This is a genomic window from Alsobacter sp. SYSU BS001988, assembly GCF_054796215.1.
In genome coordinates this window covers 107,773-129,130 of sequence record NZ_JBTAMK010000010.1, presented here as the reverse complement: position 1 = coordinate 129,130, position 21,358 = coordinate 107,773, and the positions used below count along the sequence as shown (strand labels likewise).

Here is a 21,358-nt window from a genome sequence, read left to right as displayed (position 1 = left end):
CCTCACTCGAACCGGGTGATGCGCTCGCCGAGCAGGCCGCGCGGCCTGAACAGCAGAACGAGGAGCATCAGGAGGTAGATCGCGGCCGTGGAGCCGGCGGAGTAGCCGACCGCCACCATCATGCCCTTGACGAGCCCCACCAGCAGGGCCGCCAGCACGACCCCCCAGAAGGATCCCAGCCCGCCGATGACGACCACCACGAAGGCCGGCGTGATGATCTCGGCGCCCATCGCGGGGTGGACCGCGTAGATGGGCGCCAGCAGCACCCCGGCGAGGCCGGCGAGGCCGATGCCGAGCGCCGCCACCGCCGCCATGTAGGGCTCGAGCGAGATGCCGAGCGCGCCCACCATGTCGGGGTTCTGCACGCCGGCCCGCACCACCCGGCCGAACGACGTCTTGTGCAGCAGCACCCACAGGGCGGCGACGCATCCGATCGCGATCGCGAGCAGGACGGTGCGGTAGTAGGAATAGACGAAGTCGCCCAGGAAGATCTGGCCCCGCAGCGCCTGCGGGATCGAGTAGCTGAGCGGCGGGGCGCCGAAGATCATCCGCAGCGCCTGCTCGGCCACCATGGCGAGCCCGAAGGTGAGCAGCAGCGACAGGATGGGGTCGGATCGGTAGAACCGCCGGAACAGGAAGCGCTCGATCAGCACGCCCAGCAGCGCCACGGCGACCGGCGACAGGATCAAGGACCCGCCGAAGCCCACATAGGGCGACAGCACGAGCGTCAGGTAGGCGCCGATGGCGTAGAACGCCCCATGCGCCAGGTTGACGATGCCGCCCAGCGAGAAGATGAGCGACAGGCCCAGCGCGATCAGCAGGTAGTAGACGCCGTCGAGGAGGCCGTTCAGCACCTGCTGGAGGAAGAGCACGAGGGTCAATGGCGTCGTTCCCTGTGGCCCGGCGCGGGCTCATGCCGGTCGGGGTCGCGTGCGACGGGGGACTGCCCCCGCCGCCGGGGGCGCTGGACGGCGACGGGCGGGGCCGCCGGCCGCCGTCCCATGCGGCGCGCGTCTTACGAGAACGTGCAGGTCGCCTCGTCCTTGGTGGACGCGATGACCTCGAGGTCCTCGTTCGGCCCGGGCACGGGACCCGTGGAGGTGAAGATGTCCCACTGGTTCTTCACCTGGTCGGCCGGCAGGGCCGTGACGGCGTACATCTCGTGCATGAGCTGGTGGTCGGAGGCGCGGAAGTAGCCCGGGCGGGTCTTCAGCAGGTCGAACTTCGCGCCCTTCTCCCAATGCTCGATGAGCTTGGCGCTGTCGGGCGTCTTCAGTTCGTTCATGCTCTGGGCCACGATCTTCATCGCGATGTAGTCGCCCCAGGCCTGGTTCTCCGGCGGCTTGCCGTATTTCTTCGTGAAGGCGCCGACGAAGGCCTTGTTCCCGGGGGTGTCGATGAGGTGGTGCCAGACCACCGGCCAGGTGCCGACGAAGTTGCCCTTGCCGGCCGCCCAGGCGAGCGCCGTGTCGAAGCCGAAGCCGCCGACCGGGAAGGTGAGGCCGAACTCGGCGTATTGCTTCAGGAAGTTGGTGATCTGGTTGCCGGCCAGGTTCAGCACCACGAGGTCCGGCTTGGCGCTGCGGATCTTCAGGAGGTAGGCCGAGAAGTCCGTCGCGTCCGTGGGCACAAGCTCGTCGCCCGCGAACTTGCCGCCATTGCCTTCCATGAAGCGCTTGGCGACCTTGAGCAGGTCGTGGCCGAAGGCGTAGTCGGCCGTCAGCGAATACCAGGACTTGCCCTTCACGAGCCCGGCCGCGAGGAAGGACCGGCCGACCGACTTCACATACATCGAGTTCTGCGACTCGACGTGGAACATGAACTTCTTGCAGTCCGCGCCGCGCAGCGCGTCCGAGTTGCCGCCCGTGTTGACGTAGAGCGTCTTGGTGCGCTGGGCCACCTGCGCGATGGTCAGGCACGACGCGGAAGAAATCTCGCCGATGATGCACGCGACCTTGTCGCGCTCGATCATGCGCTCGGCCTTGGTGGAGGCCGTCTGCGGGTTCACCGAATCTTCCTTCAGAAGCTCGATCTTGCGGCCGTTGATCCCGCCCGCCGCGTTCAGCTCCTCGACGGCGAGGTCGATGGCCATCACGCCGTATTCGCCCAATGGGCCCAGAAATCCCGTCCGGGGCGTGAGGTGGCCAATTCGGATGGCTTCGCTCTGGGCGCGGACGATGGCCGGAGCGCCGATGCCGGCGAGCACGGCGACGCCGCCCGCGCCCTTGAGCAGGCCGCGACGTGACAGCGGAACACGGGTGTCCATGGTGCAAATCCTCCTGCGACAACTTCGTCGAAGCTTTTCCTCGACCGTCAGATCCGGGGGCGGCCCTCTGCCGGAGCCTGTTCGCGCCTTGCCGTGATCTGTGATCACAGTTATCCTGACGCTTCGAAAGGCGACTGTCCAGCCTTGTTTCAGGTTGGCGCCGAGCCAGGGATGACGCGTGAACCGTCCGGCAGCCCTTGTGGAGATCGAGCCTCTGGAGCGGCAGACGCTGGGCGAGCGCGCCTATGCGCAGCTTTGCGACCTGCTCGTGTCGGGGCGCATGGCGCCGGGCGAGAAGGTGTCGCTGCGCCGCGCGGCCGGCGCGCTCGGCGTGTCGATGATGCCGGTGCGGGAAGCCGTGAGCCGGCTGGTCGCGGACGGCGCGCTCGAGGTGACGCCCAATCGCTCCGTGCGCGTGCCGGTGATGAGCGTCGCCCAGTTCCGCGAGCTTGCGGGGGTCCGCGTCGCGATCGAGGGACATGCGGCGGCCGAGGCCGCCCGGCTGCGCACCGACGACGACCTCCTCCAGATCGGGGCGGTCGAGGCGGCCTTTCGCCGCCAGAGCACGCTGCCGGACCCGGATGCGGGGCTTTCGGTGGGCCTCAACAAGGATTTCCATTTCGCCGTCTACGCGGCGGCCGCCTCGCCGCTGCTGGTGGAGATCATCCGCGGCCTGTGGCTGAAGGCCGGGCCGGTGCTCAACCTCGATTTGCGCGCCAGTCCCGAGCGGCTTCGGGAAGGCGGAGCCGTGCGCTTCCACGCCGATGCGCTGGCGGCCATCCGACGCCGCGACGGCGCGGCGGCCCGCGCGGCCATCGCGGCCGACATCACGGGCGCGGCCGACTTCATCATCGGCCGGGGCGCGCTGGCGCCCTGACCCTTTCGAGACGCAAGGCGGGAGAGAACGTCATGGATCTGGGCATCAACGGCCTGCGCGTGCTGGTCACGGCCGGCGCCAACGGCATCGGCCTCGAGATCGCCCGCGCCTTCGTGCGCGAGGGCGCCAGGGTGCATGTGTGCGACGTCGACGAGGCGGCGCTCGCGGCGCTCGGCAAGACCGACCCGGCGCTGACCTGGTCGGTGTGCGACGTCGCGGACCGCGGGTCGGTGGCGCGGTTGTTCGACGACGCCCTGGGCGCGCTCGGCGGCCTCGACGCGCTGGTCAACAACGCCGGCATCGCGGGCCCGACCGGCAAGGTCGACGAGATCAACCCCGAAGACTGGGACCGCTGCCTCGCCGTCTGCCTCACGGGCCAGTTCAACTGCGCCCGGCTCGCGGCCCCGCATCTGCGCCGGAGCCCGAACGGCTCGATCGTGAACCTGTCCTCGCTGGCCGGACGCCTGGGCTTCGCCATGCGGTCGCCCTATGCGGCCGCCAAATGGGGCGTGATCGGCTTCACCAAGTCCCTGGCGATCGAGCTCGGCGGCGACGGGATCAGGGTCAACGCCATCCTCCCGGGCCTCGTGGCGGGCGACCGCCAGCGCCGGGTGCTGGAGGCCAAGGCGCAGCAACGCGGCGTCGGCTTCTCCGAGATGGAGGCGATCGCGTTCTCGTACACCTCGATCAAGGAATACGTGACGCCGCAGCAGCTCGCCGACCAGATCGTGTTCCTAGCCAGCCCCCGGGCCCGGACCATCTCCGGCCAGGCGATCTCGATCTGCGGCGACACGCAGATGCTCGCCTGATCGGCGGGGGCCTGCGCTGAGCTCAATCCCGCGCCTGCGCCGGGATCGCCGTCCGATCCAGGGCGAGATCCGCCAGGAGGTCGACATGGACGTCCAGAGCGTCGATGACCGGATAGCCGGGGTCCTGCCGATCGAACGCCAGATTGAGGTCTGTCCCGGCGAGCACGATCGCCTCTGCCCCGCGCTCCATCATGCGCCGGCCTGCGTCGAAGAAGGCGCTCCGCTGGGCAGCCGTGCATGTCCCCGAGACCGCGACGTCCTGGTACAGCTGGCCGAGCTCCTCGATCTCGTCGTCGAGGGCCAGCGCCTCCGTCCGGGCGAGTCGCCCGTAGAGTCGCGTGCGCATGACGACGCGCGTGCCCAGCAGACCGACCCTGCGGATGCCGCGGGCTGCGAAGGAGTCGTCAAGCGGGGCCACGCCCGACACCATCGGCAGAGGGGCGAGGGCGGTCAGTTCCTGCGCGCAGAAATGCGCTCCCAGCGACGTGAGCGCGAAGCATGAGCATCCGGCGGCCTTCAGCCTCTCGACGATGGGAAGGAAGGCCAAGGCCTGCTCGTCCCGCCGGTCGGCCAGGTTGTTGCGGATCAGCTCGTCGATGTCGCCATGCGCGATGGTCAGGTCGAGCCTGCGTCCACCTTGCGCGGCGACGCGGGCGACGAGGCGCTGATAGTAGACGATGGTGGCCGCGACTCCGATGCCGCCGATGAGACCGATATGCATGGCCGTCTGACCTCTTGAATCCGCCGCGCCGAGTCTAAGGCAACGAGAGCGCCGTCGCCACGGGCGCCTTGTCCACCCGGATCCGCCGTCCAAGCCAGCCGTCATCCCCTTCCCGGCGCCGCCCCTCACCCCAGCCCTCTCCCCGTTCCGGGGCGAGGCGGCCCGCTGCCGCCCTCCTCAACGTTTCAGCCCCACCCACCCCCTCATCCTGAGGAGCCATGCGCAGCATGGCGTCTCGAAGGACGAGGGCTCCAGGAGGTTGCAACGGCCGTGCGCCCTGGAGCCCCTCGTCCTTCGAGACGCATCGCCCAGGGGCGATGCTCCTCAGGATGAGGGGGCGTTTGCATGACGGGTTCTGCCCTTCTCCCCGGCACGGGGAGAACGCAGCCGAGCGCAGCGATGTCGGATGAGGGGCCGGACGGCAAGTGCGCAGAACGGCGCTTGACAAACGGATAAAATTCCTATATCCCTGTCCATGCTCTGGTCCACGGAGGGGCGTCTGCAGGCGTGAGGACGTGGACCAGGGGCGGCGGCCGCCGAAGGCCGGGCTCACCACCCGGTTCGAAGCGGCGGACGGAAGACAAGGTCCGACCAGCGAAGCGCGAAGGGGCTGAAAGCGCCCCGGGATCTTCCTTTCATCCTCCAACGTCGCGCGCGGAGCGGCGGGGCCTGGCGGCCTCCCGGCTTCTCTTTTCCACACCCCACTCGCCGTGGGGCCCCCAGCGTCGCCGCTCCGCGCCGCCCTCCACCTCCGGGCCGAAAGGCCGCGGAGATTTCCGTGCATCCCTTCTCCCCGGCACGGGGAGAAGGCAGCCGAGCGCAGCGAGGTCGGATGAGGGGCCGAAATCCAGCCAAGCCCCACCCCCCCTCACCCCAGCCCTCTCCCCGTTCCGGGGCGAGGGGGCCGGCTGCGGCCCTCCACCGCCATCCCGGCCCCACACCCCCGTCATCCCCGGCGCGCTCCATACCGAGGGCGGCGAGTCGCCTCCCTTCGGCGGCCGCGCGGTTAGTCGCGCTTCCCCGGGGGGCCGAGAAGGGCAGGCGCCTTCTCGTGAACCAGGGTCTGAAGGCGATCGGCGAAGGCCGCGAGGAGCCAGGGGAGCTGAACCTCGATGCGGACATGGTCGTCCTTCACGTCCACGGTCCCCTGAACCGTCTGGCCGAGCGCGCTCAGCCCGAGGTTGAGCCGATCGCCGGTCCATTCGTCCTTGACCATGACGACGCGATACTGGCCAAGCGCCTGGCGGATCGCTCCGATGCGCTCTCGCAGGCGTTCCACCGCCTGTTCGCGACCCAGGGCGTGGGAGATCGTCACGACTACGGGCTTCGGCATGGCGCTCTCGCTCGAACTGCGGGTTCGATCGATCTAAAGCCTGACCGGCGGAAAGGTTGCGCGCCTGACGCGGCCGTCATCGCCCGCTCGGTGCGCGCTGTCGAGCCGCCCCCGACGTCAGAGCGCAGGCGTGTCGCCGCTCCCGAGATCCCAATACAGGCCGGCCATGATCTGGAGGCCTTCGCGCGCGATCGCCATCGGCAGGTGCTCGTTGGGCGCGTGCTGGGAGCAGCCGGGATAGGAGTGGGGCGCCCAGATGGTGCGCAGCCCCAGCACCTCCGAGAAGATGTCGTTGGGCAGCGAGCCGCCCAGGTTGGGGAGCAACGCCGGCTTCTTGCCGGTGGTCCGGGCGAGCGAATCGACCGCCCAGGTCACCCAGGGATCCTCCGGGTCCAGGCGGGTGGCGTGGAAGATCTCGTCGCGGCTCTTGGCGATCTTCACCATGGGGAAGCCGTGCTGGTCGAGGTGGCGGCGCAGCGCCGGCAGCACCCCGTCCGGGTCGACGCCGACCACGAAACGGAGCTGGCAGCGGGCCCAGGCGCTCGGCGGCACCGCGTTGACCGGCGTCTCCGGGTTGCCCGCCTTCATGGCCAGCACGTCGAAGGAGCACCAGCCGAAGACCTGCTCGGCCGGGCTCAGGCCGGGCTCGCCCCAGTCGGGATCGATGGTCGGGCCGTCCGGCCCGCCGTCGATCTCGCAGTCGGCCAGCACGCGCCGGACCGAGGCCGGCAGCTCCTTTGGCGTCCACTCGTGGATGCGGATCTGTCCGGTGGGCGACACAATCGTGCTGATGGCGTGCGCGAGCTGGATGGCCGGGTCGGACAGGATGCCGCCCCAGTTGCCCGAGTGGTGCCCGCCCTCGCGGGCGTCGATGGTCATGTCGAAGGTGACGCCGCCGCGCGAGCCCAGGAAGATGGTCGGCCGCTCGGCGTTGAGGCGCGGGCCGTCGGAGGCGATCAGCATATCGGCCTTGAGCAGATCCTTCTGCTCGGCGCAGAGGTCGCGCAGGCCGGGAGAGCCCATCTCCTCGCCCATCTCGATCAGGTATTTGGCGTTGAAGCCGAGCTTGCCGCGCGTCTCCAGCACGGCCCGCAGGGCCTCGATGTTGATGATGTGCTGGCCTTTGTTGTCCACCACGCCGCGGCCGTACCAGCGGTCGCCGACCTCGGTGAGCGTCCAGGGGGACAGGCCCTCGCTCCAGTCCTTGTCGAGGCCGCGGATCACGTCGCCGTGGCCGTATCCCAGCACGGTCGGCAGGGCGGGATCCTCGATGCGTTCGGCGTAGAGGAAGGGCCCCTTGGCGGCCTTGTGGGTCAGCGTCGTGCAGGTGAAGCCGAGGCCCTCCAGGAGCGGGCGCATCTCCTTTTCGACATAGGCCACGAGGATGTCGGCGCGCTCGGGGTTCTGGCTCTCGGTCGGCATCGCGACCAGGCGGGCGAGGTCGGCCTTGAAACCGCCTGAGGTGAAATAGCGCTCGGCGCGGGCGACGGCGTCTTGGCGAGACATGGGCGTTTCCTCGTCAGCTCTTGGTCTTGGGAAGGGCGGCGCCCGCCGGGGGCGGCGCATGCAAGTGGCAGGCGACGGCGTTCTCGCCGCCCGGTTCGCGCAGCAGCGCGGGCGTGACGGCGTCGCAGGGCTCGAAGCGGCGCGGGCAGCGCGGATGGAAGGGGCAGCCCGGCGGCGGGTTGAGCGGATCGGGGAAGGCGACGCCGAGATGGGTGTCCGGCAAGCCGAGCCCCGGCTCGGGGGTCAGCACCGAGGCCAGGAGCGCCTGCGTGTAGGGGTGGCGGGGGCTGCGGAAGAGGCTGTCCGTGTCCGCCAGCTCGACCACCCGGCCGAGATACATCACCGCCACGCGGGTCGCGATGTGCTCGACCACGGCCAGGTTGTGGCTGATGAACACATAGGTGAGGCCGAGCTCCCTCTGCAGGTCCATCAGCAGGTTCAGGATCTGCGACTGGACGGAGACGTCCAGGGCGGAGGTGGGCTCGTCGCAGATGACGATCTCGGGATTCATCACCAGCGCCCTGGCGATCGCGACGCGCTGGCGCTGGCCGCCCGAGAGCTCGCGCGGGTAGCGGTCCGCGAAACGCTGGGGAAGGCCCACGCGGTCGAGAATGTCGAGCACCTTGCGCCGGCGCTCCTCGGCCGTGCCGACGCCGTGCGCCTCCAGCGGCAGGGCCACGATGGAGGCGATGGTGCGGCGCGGGTTGAGGGACGAGTAGGGGTCCTGGAACACGGGCTGGACGCGGCGCGCCACGAATTTGTGGCCCAGCTCCCGGATGTCGCGGCCCTCGAGCGTGATGGCGCCCGCGGTCGGGGTCAGGAGGCCCAGCAGCATGCGCGCCAGGGTGGACTTGCCGCAGCCGGACTCGCCCACGATGGCCAGCACCTCGCCCTTGCGGATGTCGAGCGAGACGCCGTTCACGGCGTGCAGGGTCCGGCGGCGCCGGAACAGGCCCTGGTTCACGTCGAAGGAGCGGGTCAGGGCGTCCGCCGTGAGGAGCGCGGTCACGCGGCCTTCTCCAGGATGCAGCGCCAGCGATGGCCGCCGGCCTCGCGGGCGGGCGGATCTTCGGCGCAGACCGGCCGGGCGTGCGGGCAGCGGTCGCGGAAGCTGCAGCCTTGCAGCTCGCCCACGAGCGACGGGACCACGCCCGGAATGGCGCCGAGGCGGCCGCCGCGGGCGGTGCGGCCGGGGACGGGGATGCAGTCCAGCAGGCCGCGCGTGTAGGGGTGGCGCGGGTCGTCGAAGAGGGCGGCGGCGGGGCCTTCCTCGACGACCTGCCCGGCGTACATCACCGCGACCCGGTCGGCGATGCGGGCCACCACGCCGAGGTCGTGGGTGATGAGCAAGATGGCGACGCCGAACTCCTTCTGGAGGTCCGCCAGCAGCCGCAGGATCTGCGCCTGGATGGTGACGTCGAGCGCGGTGGTCGGCTCGTCGGCGATCAGCAGATCCGGCTCGCACATCAGCGCCATGGCGATCATGACGCGCTGGCGCAGGCCGCCGGACAGCTGGTGCGGGTACTGGCCCAGCCGCTCGGCCGGGGAGGCGATGCCGACCTTGTCCAAAAGGTGGACGGCGCGCTCGCGCGCCTGGGCGGCGCTGGCCTGGCGGTGCAGCCGGTAGTGCTCTGCGAGCTGGTCGCCGATGGTGTAGGCCGGGTTCAGGGCCGTCATGGGCTCCTGGAAGATCATGGCCATGCGGTCGCCGCGCAACGCGTTGAAACGCTTGCCCGAAGCGCGGCTCAGGTCCTCCCCGGCGAAGGACAGGGCCGTGGCGCGGCGGCGGGCGCCCTTGGGCAGCAGGTCCATGATGGCGAGCGAGGTCATGGACTTGCCGCACCCGGACTCGCCGACGACGCACAGCGTCTCGCCGCGCTCGACCTGGAGGGAGATGTCGCGAACGGGGTGGACGACGCCGCCGGCGGTGGCGATGTCGACGCTGAGGCCGCGCACCTCGAGGATGGTCTCGGTCATGGTCAGCCCCGGCCGTCCGGCGAGATGACGTCGCGCAGGCCGTCGCCCGTCAGGTTGATGGCGAAGATCAGCAGGGCGAGCGCCGAGCCCGGGATGGCGATCAGCCAGAAGGAGAAGAACATGTAGGCCTTGGCCTCGGAGATCATCAGGCCCCAGGACGGCAGCGGCGGCTGCACGCCGAGGCCCAGGAACGACAGGGCGGCCTCGAGCAGGATGGCGCTGGCCGCCTCCAGGGTCGCCACCACGATGAGCTGCGGGGCGATGTTGGGCAGCACCTCGCGCAGCACGATGTGCGCCGTCGAGGCGCCGGCGGCGCGGGCGGCGGCCACGTAGTCCTGCGAGCGCACCTGCTGAGTGGCGCTGCGCATCACCACGGCGAAACGGTCCCATTTCAGGAGCCCGAGCACCAGGATCACGATCCACAGCGAGCCGCCCACCATGGCCACCACAGCGAGCGCGACCAGGATCACCGGAAGGGAAAGACGGGTGGTGACGATGAAGGTCATCGCCATGTCCGTGCGTCCGCCGAAATAGCCTGCGAGCAGGCCCATGGCCGTGCCGATCAGGCCGGCGATGAGGACGACGCTCACCCCGATCAAGAGCGAGATCCGCGCGCCGTAGAGGAGGCGGGACAGGTAGTCGCGGCCGAGCTGGTCCGTGCCGAGCGGGTGGAGCCAGCTTCCCTTCGGATACCACACCGGCGGGATGGTCCGCTGCGCCAGGTTCTGCAGGTAGGGGTCGTGCGGCGCCAGCAGCGGCGCGAAGACGGCGGCGAGCGCGATCAGGGCGAGAAGCCCGGCGCCGACCAGGAAGGCGTGCTGGCCGCGCAGGCGCCGCCGCAGCCGGGCGGCGCGGGAGGGCTCGGCCGCGGGGGTGGGGAGGGCGAGGCTCATCTCAGGCCACCCGGATGCGCGGGTCGAGCCACGCATTGGCGATGTCGGAGGCCAGCGTGAGCAGCACGTAGATGACGGACAGCAGCAGGACGATCACCTGCATCACCGGGAAGTCCTTGTAGGTGATGCTCTGGTAGGCGAGGTAGCCCAGCCCATCGAGCGCGAAGATGGTCTCGATCACCACCGACCCGCCGAGCAGGAAGCCGAGCTGCACCGCCGTGAGGGCCACCACCGGAACCACGGCGTTGCGCAGGGCGTGCTTGAACACCACGGTGTGGGCCGGCAGGCCCTTGGCCCGCGCCGTGCGGATGTAGTCGGCCGAGAGCACCTCGATCATGCCGGCGCGGATCAGCCGCATGAAGGCGGGCGCGACGTAGTAGCCCAGCGCGATGGTCGGCATGACGAAGTGCAGCCAGGTCGAGGAGCCCGACACCGGCAGCCAGCGCAGCGTGATGGAGAACAGCATCACGAGGCACAGCGCGAAGAAGAAGTTCGGTAGCGCTTGGCCGACCACGGCCACGCCCAGCGCGAGGCGGTCGATCCAGCTGTTGGAGTAGACGGCGGCGAGCACGCCGAGCGGGATGGCGATGACCAGCGCGAACAGGAGCGAGGTCAGGCCGAGCAGAAGGGTGACGGGCAGCTTGGCCAGCACGAGGCTGCTCACATCCGTCTTGAAGTAGATCGACGTGCCGAAGTCGCCTCGCAGCGTCTGCCAGAGCCAGGACAGGTACTGGACCACCAGCGGCCGGTCGAGGCCGTAGGTCTGGCGGATGATGTCGAGGTCTTCCTGGCGCGCGCCCTCGCCGGCGATGGCGGTGGCCACGTCGCCCGAGAGGCGGATCAGGAAGAAGGCGAGGGCGGAGACCGCCAGGGCGACCAGCAGCGCCAGACCGAGCCTCTTGACGATATAGGCGATCATGACAGTCCCCAGGGGCCGGCCGGACCTTGCGCCGGCCGCGTAGGCGCGCGGCCGGCCTCTGCGGCGGACGGGTCGCCCCTCACTTCCAGGTCATTTCCCAGAAGCGCGGCATCTCGTCCGGATAGGCCTTGAAGTTCAGGTCCGCATTCGCGGCGTAATAGACCGGCAGCGAGTAGAGGGGCGCCGCGTAGGCCTTGTCGGCGATGATCTTGAGCGCCTGCTTATAGGCGTCCTTGCGCACCTGCGGGTCCACCGAGCTGTTGCCCTTCAGCAGCAGGTCGCGCACCTCGGCGTCGTGGGTGATGTCCTCGGCCGTGAAGGCGAAGTAGTTGGGCGTGGCCGCCGACACGTCGTTGACCGAGAACGAGCCCCAGGTCTGGTGCGTCAGCATCGCCTTGCCGCTGGTGATCACGTCGCGCATGGCGGCGTATTGGAGGAAGCGCAGGTTGGTGCGGATGCCGACGGCCTTCAGGTAGCCGATCATGGCTTCCGTCTGGTTGCGCTCGCGATAAGCGACGATGTCCAGGTCGAGCCCGTTCGGGTATCCGGCCTCGGCCAGGAGCTTCTTGGACAACGCGGGATCGTATCTGTAGCGGGCCGCGCCCTCGTCCGTGCAGCCGAACTGGGACGGGAAGCAGATCGTGTTCAGCACGCGCGAGCCCGCGCCGACGATCTCCTTCACCATGGCCTCGCGGTCGATGGCGTGGATGATCGCCTTGCGCACGCGCTCGTCCTTCAGGGCGGGGGCGGGCGAGTTCTCCAGGCTGTTCATCTGCATGAACACGATGCGCATGGTCTCGCCGGAGACGACCTGCAGGGTCGGAACCTGCTGGAGCTGGTCGGCCTGGTCCTTCGGCACGCTCATGATGAGGTCGGCGCCGCCCGAAAGGGCCTCGGCCATCTGGGTCTGCCGGTCCGGGATGAAGCGGATCTCGATCTTGGAGATCCTGGGCTGCGGCTTGGGCGAGTCCTTGAAGTAGTTCGGGTTCTTCACCAGCGTGATCGACTTGCCCGGAACGTAGTTCGAGACCATGTAGGGGCCCGAGCCGACCGGCTTGTCGTTCTGCCCCTTGGGGCCGACCTTCTCGTAATACTCGTTCGGGTGGATCACCACCGGGCCGGCCAGGTACTCGATGGCGGCCGGGAACACCTTCTTGGTGATCACGCGCACCTTGTGCTTGTCGACCTTCTCGGCCTTCTCGATCCAGTTGACGTTCTGCTGCGTGACGACCTTGTTCTCGGGCTTGGCGATGAAGTTCAGGGTGTAGACGACGTCGTCGGCGTCGAACTCCTCGCCGTTGTGGAACTTCACGCCCTGGCGCAGGTCGAACTCGATCGTGCGGTCGTCGACCTGCCGCCACGCAGTGGCGAGCTGGCCCTTGTACTCGCCGGTGGCCGGGTCGCGATAGACCAGCGTGTCCCAGACGTGCTGGCCGATGATGACGCCGATGCGGACATTGTTGAAGAACGGGTCGACGCTCTCGGGCGCCTGGTCATAGGCCATGCGGATCGTGTCGTCGGCCTTTCCGGCCCATGCCGGGCCGAGCGTCGCCGTGGCGGTGAGCGCAGCCGCAGCCAGGCCCGCAAGGGCCGTCCATCGCATGGTCTTCATGATCGCTCCCTGAAACGTCGTCCTTATGGGGCCGGGCGGAGGGCTGGCTGGCCCTTCGCGCGTGGCCATGGCGATGAATTTGCCAACAGTCCGACGTTGCCGCCATAACAATGAATCGAATGGATTATTGCCGGTTCGGCAATGCACGCGAGGTCCGCCGTTGCACCCTTCAGCCCTGCGCTACTTCCTCGAGGTCGCCCGCATCGGATCCCTCAACGCGGCCGCCGAGCGGCTTCGCGTCTCGGCCTCGGCGGTGAGCCGGCAGATCGCCAAGCTGGAGGAGGAGGTCGCCTCGCCCTTGTTCGAGCGGCGATCCCGCGGGATGGCGCTGACGCATGCGGGGCGCCTGCTGTCGAGCTACGCCCAGAGGGCCGCGCTGGAAAGCGAGCAGATCGTCAGCGAGATCCGGCAGCTCAATGGCGCGAGCCGCGGGATGATCCGCATCGCCGCGACCGAGGGCATGGCGAACAGCCTCCTGCCGGAGGTCGTCCACGCTTTCAGGGCGGAACGGCCGCATGTCGTCTTCGACCTGCGGGTCATGGCACCCGCCCAGGTGATCCCCGCCGTCCAGGAGGGCGAGGTCGACGTCGGCGTCTCGTTTTCCCTCTCCCCGGAGGGCGGCGTGCAGATCCAGTGGCAGGGCGCCAAGGCCAGCTTCGCCTTCGCCAGCCCGGATCACCCGCTGATCGGCCGCGGCGTGGTGAGCATCGCGGAGATCTTCGCCCACCCCATCGCCATCCTGGACGACGCCGCGACCATCCGGCGCGTGCTGGACATGTATTGCGCCACCAAGGGCCTTTCCCTGGAGCCGGCGCTGACCTCCACCAACGTCGCCAGCCTGCTGCATTTCTGCCGGTTCGGGGGAGGGGTGACCTTCGCGACCTATCTCTCGGCGCGCACCGCGGTGCGCGACGGGCGCCTTGCGCTCGTGCCGTTCGAAGAGGCCAATTTCCTGGAGCGCAACCTGCAGATCCACACCATGCTCGGCCGCAAGCTGCCGCAGACGGTCCAGGATTTCATCGCGGCCCTGATCGCCGAGCTGGAGGCTCCCGGGCCGCTGGAGCCGCGCTGAGCGCGACGGAGAGGCGCCCGCGAGACCCTCCCGCTCGCACGCCGCCGGAGCCGCCAAGCAGGGCGACGAGATCCGTGCGCCGGCGCCCGACGACGGCCAGCGTCGGCGAGCGCGGCGCCCTCACGCGGAGGCGCTGGCTTTGACGCGCACCGGAACGGATTTGTAGGCGGGCGTCTTCGATTTGGCGTCGTGGAGCCAGAGCGGCACGAGCGGGTTGAGTTCCGGATAATAGCCCGCCACGCAGCCTTCGGGCAGGTCGAAGGGAACGACTTCCAGGTCGGCCACCTTGCGCGCTGCGCCGTCGCCGGCGTCGCCATGCAGGTCGACGCGCTGGCCCGGCCGCAGCCCATGCCGCTCGATCTCCGCCGGGGGCATCAGAAGCACGTCGCGGCGACCCTCGACGCCGCGCAGCCGGTCGCTCAGGCCGTAGATGGTCGTGTTGAACTGGTCGTTGCTCCGCAGGGTGATCAGCCTCAGCCGGCCGGGCTCGTCCGCATAGCCGACCGCCGACAGGGCGGCGGGCGGCGTCAAATGGGCCTTGCCGTCGTCGGTCTTCCAGACGCCCTCATGCGCCGCGTTGCCGCGATAGAAGCCGCCGGGCGTGAAAAGCCGCTTGTTGAAGTCATGGAACTGGTCGGGATAGGTCTGCTCGATGGCGTCCCTGACGGCCCCGTAGTCCGAGACCCAGGCGCTCCAGTCCACCTTCGGATTGGGAGGAAGCGTCGCCTGCGCCATGCCGGCCACGATGGCGACCTCCGACAGCAGGTTCTCGCTCGCCGGGGCATGGGTGGCGCGGGAGCCGTGGATGCGACTGAGGCTGTCCTCGATGGCGACCACCTGGGGGCCGCCGGCCTGAACATCCTTCTCCGCCCGCCCGAGGCAGGGCAGCAGCCAGGCCTGCTCGCCGCACAGGAGATGGCTGCGGTTGAGCTTCGTCGCGACCTGGACGGTCAATCTCAGGTGCGTCCATGCCGCTTCGATGGCCGGACTGTCCGGCACGGCGCGCAGGAAGTTGCCGCCGAGGCCGATGAAGGCCTGGACCTCGCCGGCGAGCAGGCCTTCGCAGGCTTCGACCGTGTTCATTCCCTTTTGGCGCGGCGGCTCGAAGCCGAATTGCGCGGCGAGCCGGTCCAGCGGCGCCAGTTCCGGCTTCTCGCTGATCCCGACGGTGCGCTGGCCCTGGACGTTGGAATGGCCGCGCACGGGCGAGATCCCCGCGCCCCTCCGGCCGAGATTGCCTCTCAGCAGGAGCAGCGACACATAAGCGGCGATGTTGTCGAAGCCTCGCGCGTGCTGCGTCAGGCCCATGCCGTAGATGCCGATGACGCGATTCGCCGCGACATAGACCTCCGCCGCCTCCTGAAGCGCCGCCCGCGTCAGGCCAGCTTCGCGCTCGATCTCCTCCCAGGTCGTGGCCCGCACGGCGGCTGCGAAGGCTTCGAAGCCGCTCGTGTTGCGCGCGATGAAGTCCCGGTCGAGCACGCCGCCGCCGGTTCGCTCGTCCTCGTCGAGCACGTGCTTGGCCAGGCCCGTGAGCGCGGCGATGTCTCCGCCCGGCCTGACCTGGTGGTACTGCGTCGAGATCGGCGTCGCCGAGCCCGTCAGCATCTCGAGAGGATTCTGCGGGTTGACGAAGCTCTCGAGGCCTTTCTCGCGCACGGGATTGAACGTCACGATCTTGACCCCGCGCCGCACGCACTCCTCCAGCGTGTGCAGGAAGCGGGGGCTGTTGGACCCTGTGTTCTGGCCGAAGAAGAAGATCGCGTCGCAGTGGTCGAAGTCCTCCAGCGTCACGGTTCCGACCGGCACGCCGATCAGCTGCTTCAGCGCCACCGAGGTGGTCTCGTGGCACATGTTGGAGCTGTCGGGCAGGTTGTTGTGGCCATAGAGCCGCGCGAAGAGCGCATACAGATACGCCGTCTCCAGGCTGGCCCGCCCGGAGGCGTAGAAGACGGCGGAGCGCGGCTCGATGGACCGAAGCGCGGCGCCCACGCCCGCGAAGGCCTCGTCCCACGAACAGGGGACGTAGCGGTCCGAAGCCCGATCGTAGCGCATGGGGTGCGTCAGCCGGCCCTGCTGCTCCAGGTCGTAGTCGCTCCAGCCCCGCAGTTCGGAGAGCGTGTGCGCGGCGAAGAAGTCCGGCGCGCAGCGCCGGCTTGTCAGCTCCCACAAGGTCGCCTTGGCGCCGTTCTCGCAAAACTCGAAAGGCCGCGGGTGCGCCGGCTTCGTCCAGGCGCAGGATACGCACATGAACCCGCCGGGCTTGTTCTGCCGCATGAGCGTCCGGGCGACCGCAGGCGAATCCAATTCCTTCAGAAGCACGGACGACATCCCGCGCACGGATCCCCAACCGCCAGCCGGACCGTCGTAGCCCACCGTGTCGTCCGGGCCTTCCGCCTCGTCATGCGCCATGACCGTCCTCCCCGCGCTGTCGTGGACGTTCAACGACGCCCCCGAACGCCCCGTTCCGCTCCCGACGCAAATGCCGCACGGGACGCCGCGTCGAACTCTCCAGGCGCGCTCGCGTTGACGCCGAAGTCTCGAGAAGGGCGGAAGGTCGGATTCATGGGGACAGGCGCGCGCTCCACCATCACGGCCTTCCTGGCCAAGCCGGCGGGCCGCCGCGTCGCGCCGCGGCGGGGTGAAGCGGCCGTCCGCGCTGGGCGCCGCCCATGATCCTCCGCGCGAAAGCCTCGTGGCGACGCACGATGCTCCTTCTCTCCGTCGCGGCCCTCGTGGCGGTCGCGTCGGGGACGGGCGGGGTCCTGGCCTATGTGTATTCCGGGATCTACGACATCTCGGCGATCGGCCAGCACACGCCCTTCGTCTCCTGGCTGGTCAGCACGGCGCGGAGGCGATCGATCCAGACCCACGCGGCGGGGATCGCGCCGCCGCCCGGATATGACGGCCGCGGGGCGGTCGCGCTCGGTCGAGCCCTCTTCGAGCGGGACTGCGTCCCATGTCACGGCGCCCCCGGCGTCGCGCCCGGGGCGGTCGGGCTCGGCATGAACCCGGCGCCCCCCAATGCGGGGCGCATGGGCCGCGCGCGGACCGCGCCCGAGATCTTCTGGGCGATCACCAACGGCATCAAGATGACGGGCATGCCCGCCTGGGAGTACCGCCTCGGCGAGAGCGAGAGATGGGCGCTGACGGCCTTCCTCAAGAGCTCCGCGGCGCTGTCCCCGGCCGAATACCGGCGCCTGGCGGACGGACCGCCGCTGGAGCTTGGCGCTTCGCGGCCGCCGGACGTCGCATGGACTCCGGACGGAGCCGTCGAGCGGGGCCGAACCGCGCTCCGGCAATATGCGTGCGCCACCTGTCACGCGATCCCGGGGGTCCGGAGCGCCGAGAGCCAGGTGGGGCCGCCGCTCGACGGGCTGGGGGAGAGGCTCTACCTCGCCGGCGTCCTCTGGAACACGCCTGACAACCTGGCCGCCTGGGTGCGCCATCCGCAGCTCATCAAGCCGGAGACGGCCATGCCGGACCTCGGCGTGAGCGAGGCCGACGCGCGGGACATGGTCGCCTACCTTCACACGCTGCGATGACGCCTTCCGTCGCTCGGCTTGCCAATTTCGCCGTGTGACGTCAGTCTCGGCGCTCGTATGACGTACAGCGGATGTAGGCCGGACCGTTCCCCGTTCCGGCGACAGGACAGTGGAAACTCCCAAACTCATGATGACGGATCATAGGATCGCCGACGCCGGCGAGAGGGCCGAGGCCGCTTCGCGTGAGCTTCGGTCCGGGCGTCTGGACCGCCGCTCGTTTCTGTTCGGCTCCGCCGTCAGTCTCAGCGCCCTGGGTCTGGCGGGTTGCGTGACGTCCGACGGCCTGAGCCGGACCGAGGCGTCCCTGCTCTACGGGCCCGTGGCCGACCCGAAATTCCCGATCCCGGCGGTCGACGTCAGCAAGATCGATCCGAAATATTTCCGCCGGACGGTGCGCTACGCCTCCAAGGAGGCTCCCGGCACCATCATCGTCGATCCCGGCAATTACTACGTCTACCGCATCGAAGGCGACGGAAACGCCACCCGCTATGGCGCCAATGTCGGCCGCGAAGGCTTCCTGTGGAGCGGCGACGCGTATGTCGGCCGCAAGGCCGAGTGGCCGACCTGGACGCCGCCCAAGGAGATGATCCAGCGCCAGCCGGAAGCCCGCAAATACGCCGGCGGCATGCCGGGAGGCCTCGACAATCCGCTCGGCGCCCGCACGCTCTATCTCTATCAGAACGGCAGATACACGCTTTACACGATCTACAGCACCAGCGACCCCGAATCGATCGGGTCCGGCGTGACGAGCGGCTGCACCGGCCTGCTCACCCAGGACATGATCGACCTCTACACCCGCACGCCGGTCAAGACGAAGGTGGTCGTCCTGCCGGCCTAGCGGCGGCGTCGCCCCAGGATCCAGGCTCCGCCGCCGCGCAAAGCCTGGACCGGCTTCGCGGAGTGTGGTCAGGCGCGAGCGATGTCCAGCACGGCCTGGGCGAACGCGCGCGGCGCCTCCTGCGGCAGGTTGTGGCCCACGCCGCCCGTCACGAGCCGGTGCTCGTAGCGGCCGGCGAAGCGCTTCGCATAGGCGGCGGGCTCGGGATGAGGAGCGCCGTTGGCGTCGCCCTCCATGGTGATCGTGGGGACGCTGATGGCGGGGAACGTCGCCAGTCTCGCTTCGACGTCGTCGTAGCGGGCCTCGCCCGGCGCGAGCCCGAGCCTCCAGCGGTAGTTGTGGATGGAGATCGCGACGTGGTCGGGATTGTCCAGCGACGCGGCCGAGCGGGCGAATGTCGCGTCGTCGAACCGCCATTGCGGCGAGGCGAGCTCCCAGATGAGCCGAGCGAAGTCCCTGGTGTGCTTCGCGTAGCCGGCCTGGCCGCGCTCCGTGGCGAAGTAGTACTGGTACCACCATTGCAGCTCGGCCCTGGGCGGCAGCGGCGCCCGGTTGGCCTCCTGGCTGCCGATCAGGTAGCCGCTGACCGACACGAGGCCGCGGCAGCGCTCGGGCCAGAGAGCCGCGAGGATGTCGGCGGTGCGCGCGCCCCAGTCGTAGCCGGCGACGACCGCCTTCTCGACCTTCAGGGCGTCGAGGAAGGCGAGGGCGTCGATGGCGAGGGCCGCCTGCTGGCCGTTGCGCATCGTGTCGGCGGAGAGGAAGCGGGTCGCGCCGTAGCCGCGCAGATGCGGGACGAGGACGCGAAGGCCTGACGCCGCCAGGATCGGCGCGACCTCGGCGTAGCTGTGGATGTCGTAGGGCCAGCCGTGCAGCAGCAGCACGGGCGGGCCGTCGGCTGGCCCGATCTCGACATAGCCCACGCTAAGCACGCCGGCCTCGACCTGCTTGACGGGCCCGAAGGCCTCGGCCGAGCCCGCCGGCCCGCCCTGTGCGCGGGCGCGGCCCGCCGGACCGAGGGAGGCCGCGGCGAGAGCGGCGGCGCCGGCGAGGAGCGTGCGGCGGTGGAGCTGGGGGTGGAGAGTGGACATGGCGTGTCTCCGGGGGGGTGAGAGCGGCGACGGTCGGCTCCGGCCCGATGCTCACGGGAGAGCCTTCCCTGAACGAGCGTTCCAGAATGCGTGAAAAAGGGGGAGGGCCACGGCCTCGCCTCACCGATAATGTGATCGATCGTGATCGCCGGGGCGGGCTCGCCTCCCAGACCCTCCCGTCCGGTCATGACCCGTAGACGCGCCAGCCGACGGAGGATTGCGTGACATCGATCGCGAGCCGCGAACACCAGATGTTCCCCACGCTCACGCCGGGCCAGATGGAGCTGGCCCGCCGCTTCGCGAGCGGACCCGAACGCCGCTTCGAGCCGGGCGAGGTCGTCTATGCGATCGGGGCCACCGATGCGCCGGCTTGGCTCGTCCTGCAGGGGTCGATCGAGGTCATCCGCCGCGACGGCCTGACCCGCGAGGCCCTGATCGCCACGCATCATGAAGGGCAGTTCTCGGGCGAGGTGAACCAGCTTGCGGGACTCCCGGCGATCGCGGGCGGCCATGCAGGTCCGCAAGGCTGCACGGCGCTGCCCTTCGACGCCGCTCACCTGCGCGCGCTGATGGTCGGGTCGGCGGAGCTGGGCGAGATCGTCATGCGCGCCCTGATCCTGCGCCGCGTCGGCCTCATCGCGGAAGGCGGCGCCGGGACGATCCTCATCGGAGTGCCGGACAGCCGCGAGGTCCTCGAGCTTCAGGGCTTCCTGAACCGGGCGGGACTGCCGAACCTCGTCCTCGACGTCCGGAACGACCAGGAAGGGCGCGCGCTGGTGTTGCGCACGGGCGTGCTGCCCGAGGAGTTGCCGCTCGTGGTCTGCCCGGCCGGCCCCGTCCTCAAGCGGCCGACGGTCGAGGAGCTGGCGGGTTGCCTCGGCCTGGTGCCGGAGATCGATCCCGAGCGCGTGGTGGACGTGGCCGTCGTCGGCGCCGGGCCGGCCGGACTGGCGACGGCGGTCTACGCGGCCTCCGAGGGGTTGTCCGTGCTGGTGCTCGACGCCCGCGCCATGGGCGGGCAGGCCGGCGCGTCCGCGCGGATCGAGAACTATCTCGGGTTCCCCACCGGCATCTCGGGCCAGGCGCTCGCGGGCCGGGCCTTCAACCAGGCCCTGAAGTTCGGCGCGCAGGTCGCCATTCCGATCGCCGTGGAGCGCCTCGATTGCGACGGCGGCGCGTTGACCCTGGCCTGCGCGGGCGACCGCCGCGTCAAGGCGCGCGCCGTGGTGATCGCATCGGGCGCCCGCTACCGCCGGCCGGACATCCCCAACCTCGCGGAGTTCGAGGGGGCGGGCGTCTCCTACTGGGTGTCGGCGGTCGAAGCCCGGCTCTGCGCGGGCGAGGAGGTGGCGCTGGTCGGCGGCGGCAACTCCGCCGGCCAGGCGGTCGTGTTCCTCGCCCCCCAGGTGAAGACGCTGCACCTCGTCGTCAGGCGCGGCCTCGAAGAGACCATGTCGCGCTATCTCATCGAGCGCATCCACGCGCTCCCGAACGTCGAGATCCATGTGGGCAGCGAGATCGCCGGCCTGGAGGGGAACCGCGCGACGGGCTTGACCGCGGCGATCTTCCGCGACCGGCGCGACGGCGCCCTGCACAGCTGTCCCCTTCGGCACATGTTCCTGTTCATCGGCGCGGACCCGAACGCCGCCTGGGCGCAACCCTGCGTGGAGACGGACGGCAAGGGGTTCGTCGTGACGGGATCCCGCGGCCTGCCGCTGGAGACCAGCATGCCCGGCGTATTCGCCATCGGCGACGTCCGAGCCGGATCCACGAAGCGCGTCGCGGCCGCCGTCGGGGAAGGGGCGGCCGTCGTCGCCCAGATCCATTCCCTCTTCGGCCAGCAGGCGGCCCGGGCGACGGCGTGATCCCGACGGGAGCGGGACGCCCGGCGAGTTCGGA

At 69.9% G+C, this 21,358-nt stretch carries 18 protein-coding genes; 6 read left to right on the top strand and 12 right to left on the bottom strand.

Annotated elements, in window-relative coordinates:
• Positions 1-2 precede the first annotated feature (2 nt).
• Both ACYVO7_RS17935 and ACYVO7_RS17930 read right to left on the bottom strand, forming a co-directional pair.
• Positions 3-881: a branched-chain amino acid ABC transporter permease gene (locus ACYVO7_RS17935; protein ID WP_460451178.1), complete on the bottom strand. Its 879-nt coding sequence runs from the start codon at positions 879-881 to the stop codon at positions 3-5.
• A 134-nt stretch (positions 882-1,015) separates the two neighbouring features.
• Complete coding sequence (locus ACYVO7_RS17930) at positions 1,016-2,266, bottom strand: ABC transporter substrate-binding protein (protein ID WP_460451177.1); 1,251 nt, start codon at positions 2,264-2,266, stop codon at positions 1,016-1,018.
• A gap of 178 nt (positions 2,267-2,444) precedes the next feature.
• Between ACYVO7_RS17930 and ACYVO7_RS17925 the strand changes: the two genes are divergently transcribed.
• Together ACYVO7_RS17925 and ACYVO7_RS17920 are read left to right on the top strand one after the other, a co-directional pair.
• Positions 2,445-3,143, top strand: coding sequence for a GntR family transcriptional regulator (locus ACYVO7_RS17925; RefSeq protein WP_460451176.1), 699 nt, complete (start codon positions 2,445-2,447; stop codon positions 3,141-3,143).
• A gap of 32 nt (positions 3,144-3,175) precedes the next feature.
• Positions 3,176-3,952: an SDR family oxidoreductase gene (locus tag ACYVO7_RS17920; protein ID WP_460451175.1), complete on the top strand. Its 777-nt coding sequence runs from the start codon at positions 3,176-3,178 to the stop codon at positions 3,950-3,952.
• Between the two features lie 22 nt (positions 3,953-3,974).
• Here ACYVO7_RS17920 and ACYVO7_RS17915 read toward each other — a convergent pair whose 3' ends face one another.
• The 8 genes from ACYVO7_RS17915 to ACYVO7_RS17880 form a co-directional block, all read right to left on the bottom strand.
• Entirely contained in the window at positions 3,975-4,673 is a 699-nt protein-coding gene (locus ACYVO7_RS17915; protein ID WP_460451174.1) for an aspartate/glutamate racemase family protein, read from the bottom strand.
• A gap of 1,006 nt (positions 4,674-5,679) precedes the next feature.
• Entirely contained in the window at positions 5,680-6,006 is a 327-nt protein-coding gene (locus ACYVO7_RS17910; protein WP_460451173.1) for a polyhydroxyalkanoic acid system family protein, read from the bottom strand.
• 117 nt (positions 6,007-6,123) lie between these two features.
• Positions 6,124-7,512: a M20 family metallopeptidase gene (locus ACYVO7_RS17905; protein ID WP_460451172.1), complete on the bottom strand. Its 1,389-nt coding sequence runs from the start codon at positions 7,510-7,512 to the stop codon at positions 6,124-6,126.
• 13 nt (positions 7,513-7,525) lie between these two features.
• Positions 7,526-8,521, bottom strand: coding sequence for an ABC transporter ATP-binding protein (locus ACYVO7_RS17900; protein WP_460451171.1), 996 nt, complete (start codon positions 8,519-8,521; stop codon positions 7,526-7,528).
• Entirely contained in the window at positions 8,518-9,489 is a 972-nt protein-coding gene (locus ACYVO7_RS17895) for an ABC transporter ATP-binding protein (protein WP_460451170.1), read from the bottom strand. Before ACYVO7_RS17895 ends, ACYVO7_RS17900 begins: the two co-directional genes overlap by 4 nt.
• A gap of 2 nt (positions 9,490-9,491) precedes the next feature.
• Positions 9,492-10,382, bottom strand: coding sequence for an ABC transporter permease (locus ACYVO7_RS17890; RefSeq protein ID WP_460451169.1), 891 nt, complete (start codon positions 10,380-10,382; stop codon positions 9,492-9,494).
• 1 nt (position 10,383) lies between these two features.
• On the bottom strand, positions 10,384-11,301 hold the full coding sequence (locus ACYVO7_RS17885) for an ABC transporter permease (protein ID WP_460451168.1): 918 nt from the start codon (positions 11,299-11,301) through the stop codon (positions 10,384-10,386).
• Between the two features lie 79 nt (positions 11,302-11,380).
• Complete coding sequence (locus ACYVO7_RS17880) at positions 11,381-12,913, bottom strand: ABC transporter substrate-binding protein (RefSeq protein WP_460451167.1); 1,533 nt, start codon at positions 12,911-12,913, stop codon at positions 11,381-11,383.
• Positions 12,914-13,073: 160 nt separating this feature from the next.
• Between ACYVO7_RS17880 and ACYVO7_RS17875 the strand changes: the two genes are divergently transcribed.
• Complete coding sequence (locus tag ACYVO7_RS17875) at positions 13,074-13,985, top strand: LysR family transcriptional regulator (RefSeq protein WP_460451166.1); 912 nt, start codon at positions 13,074-13,076, stop codon at positions 13,983-13,985.
• 120 nt (positions 13,986-14,105) lie between these two features.
• On the opposite strand, the gene ACYVO7_RS17870 is transcribed toward ACYVO7_RS17875, so the two are convergent.
• A complete protein-coding gene (locus ACYVO7_RS17870; protein ID WP_460451165.1) occupies positions 14,106-16,397 on the bottom strand; it encodes an FdhF/YdeP family oxidoreductase in 2,292 nt (763 codons plus the stop codon).
• A 296-nt stretch (positions 16,398-16,693) separates the two neighbouring features.
• Between ACYVO7_RS17870 and ACYVO7_RS17865 the strand changes: the two genes are divergently transcribed.
• Positions 16,694-17,530: a c-type cytochrome gene (locus ACYVO7_RS17865; RefSeq protein ID WP_460451164.1), complete on the top strand. Its 837-nt coding sequence runs from the start codon at positions 16,694-16,696 to the stop codon at positions 17,528-17,530.
• Between the two features lie 127 nt (positions 17,531-17,657).
• Positions 17,658-18,368, top strand: a complete 711-nt coding sequence (locus ACYVO7_RS17860) for a L,D-transpeptidase (protein ID WP_460451163.1) — start codon at positions 17,658-17,660, stop codon at positions 18,366-18,368.
• Positions 18,369-18,436: 68 nt separating this feature from the next.
• Here ACYVO7_RS17860 and ACYVO7_RS17855 read toward each other — a convergent pair whose 3' ends face one another.
• Positions 18,437-19,459: an alpha/beta fold hydrolase gene (locus ACYVO7_RS17855; protein ID WP_460451162.1), complete on the bottom strand. Its 1,023-nt coding sequence runs from the start codon at positions 19,457-19,459 to the stop codon at positions 18,437-18,439.
• A 221-nt stretch (positions 19,460-19,680) separates the two neighbouring features.
• Here ACYVO7_RS17855 and ACYVO7_RS17850 point away from each other — a divergent pair, with 221 nt between their 5' ends.
• Complete coding sequence (locus ACYVO7_RS17850; RefSeq protein WP_460451161.1) at positions 19,681-21,324, top strand: FAD-dependent oxidoreductase; 1,644 nt, start codon at positions 19,681-19,683, stop codon at positions 21,322-21,324.
• Positions 21,325-21,358 lie beyond the last annotated feature (34 nt).

Coding starts and splice junctions, on each gene's coding strand:
- ACYVO7_RS17930 (WP_460451177.1), bottom strand. CDS start 2,266: ATGGACACCCGTGTTCCGCTGTCACGTCGCGGCCTGCTCAAGGGCGCG.
- ACYVO7_RS17920 (WP_460451175.1), top strand. CDS start 3,176: ATGGATCTGGGCATCAACGGCCTGCGCGTGCTGGTCACGGCCGGCGCC.
- ACYVO7_RS17915 (WP_460451174.1), bottom strand. CDS start 4,673: ATGCATATCGGTCTCATCGGCGGCATCGGAGTCGCGGCCACCATCGTC.
- ACYVO7_RS17910 (WP_460451173.1), bottom strand. CDS start 6,006: ATGCCGAAGCCCGTAGTCGTGACGATCTCCCACGCCCTGGGTCGCGAA.
- ACYVO7_RS17905 (WP_460451172.1), bottom strand. CDS start 7,512: ATGTCTCGCCAAGACGCCGTCGCCCGCGCCGAGCGCTATTTCACCTCA.
- ACYVO7_RS17895 (WP_460451170.1), bottom strand. CDS start 9,489: ATGACCGAGACCATCCTCGAGGTGCGCGGCCTCAGCGTCGACATCGCC.
- ACYVO7_RS17890 (WP_460451169.1), bottom strand. CDS start 10,382: ATGAGCCTCGCCCTCCCCACCCCCGCGGCCGAGCCCTCCCGCGCCGCC.
- ACYVO7_RS17885 (WP_460451168.1), bottom strand. CDS start 11,301: ATGATCGCCTATATCGTCAAGAGGCTCGGTCTGGCGCTGCTGGTCGCC.
- ACYVO7_RS17880 (WP_460451167.1), bottom strand. CDS start 12,913: ATGAAGACCATGCGATGGACGGCCCTTGCGGGCCTGGCTGCGGCTGCG.
- ACYVO7_RS17870 (WP_460451165.1), bottom strand. CDS start 16,397: ATGGCGCATGACGAGGCGGAAGGCCCGGACGACACGGTGGGCTACGAC.
- ACYVO7_RS17865 (WP_460451164.1), top strand. CDS start 16,694: ATGCTCCTTCTCTCCGTCGCGGCCCTCGTGGCGGTCGCGTCGGGGACG.
- ACYVO7_RS17860 (WP_460451163.1), top strand. CDS start 17,658: ATGATGACGGATCATAGGATCGCCGACGCCGGCGAGAGGGCCGAGGCC.
- ACYVO7_RS17855 (WP_460451162.1), bottom strand. CDS start 19,459: ATGTCCACTCTCCACCCCCAGCTCCACCGCCGCACGCTCCTCGCCGGC.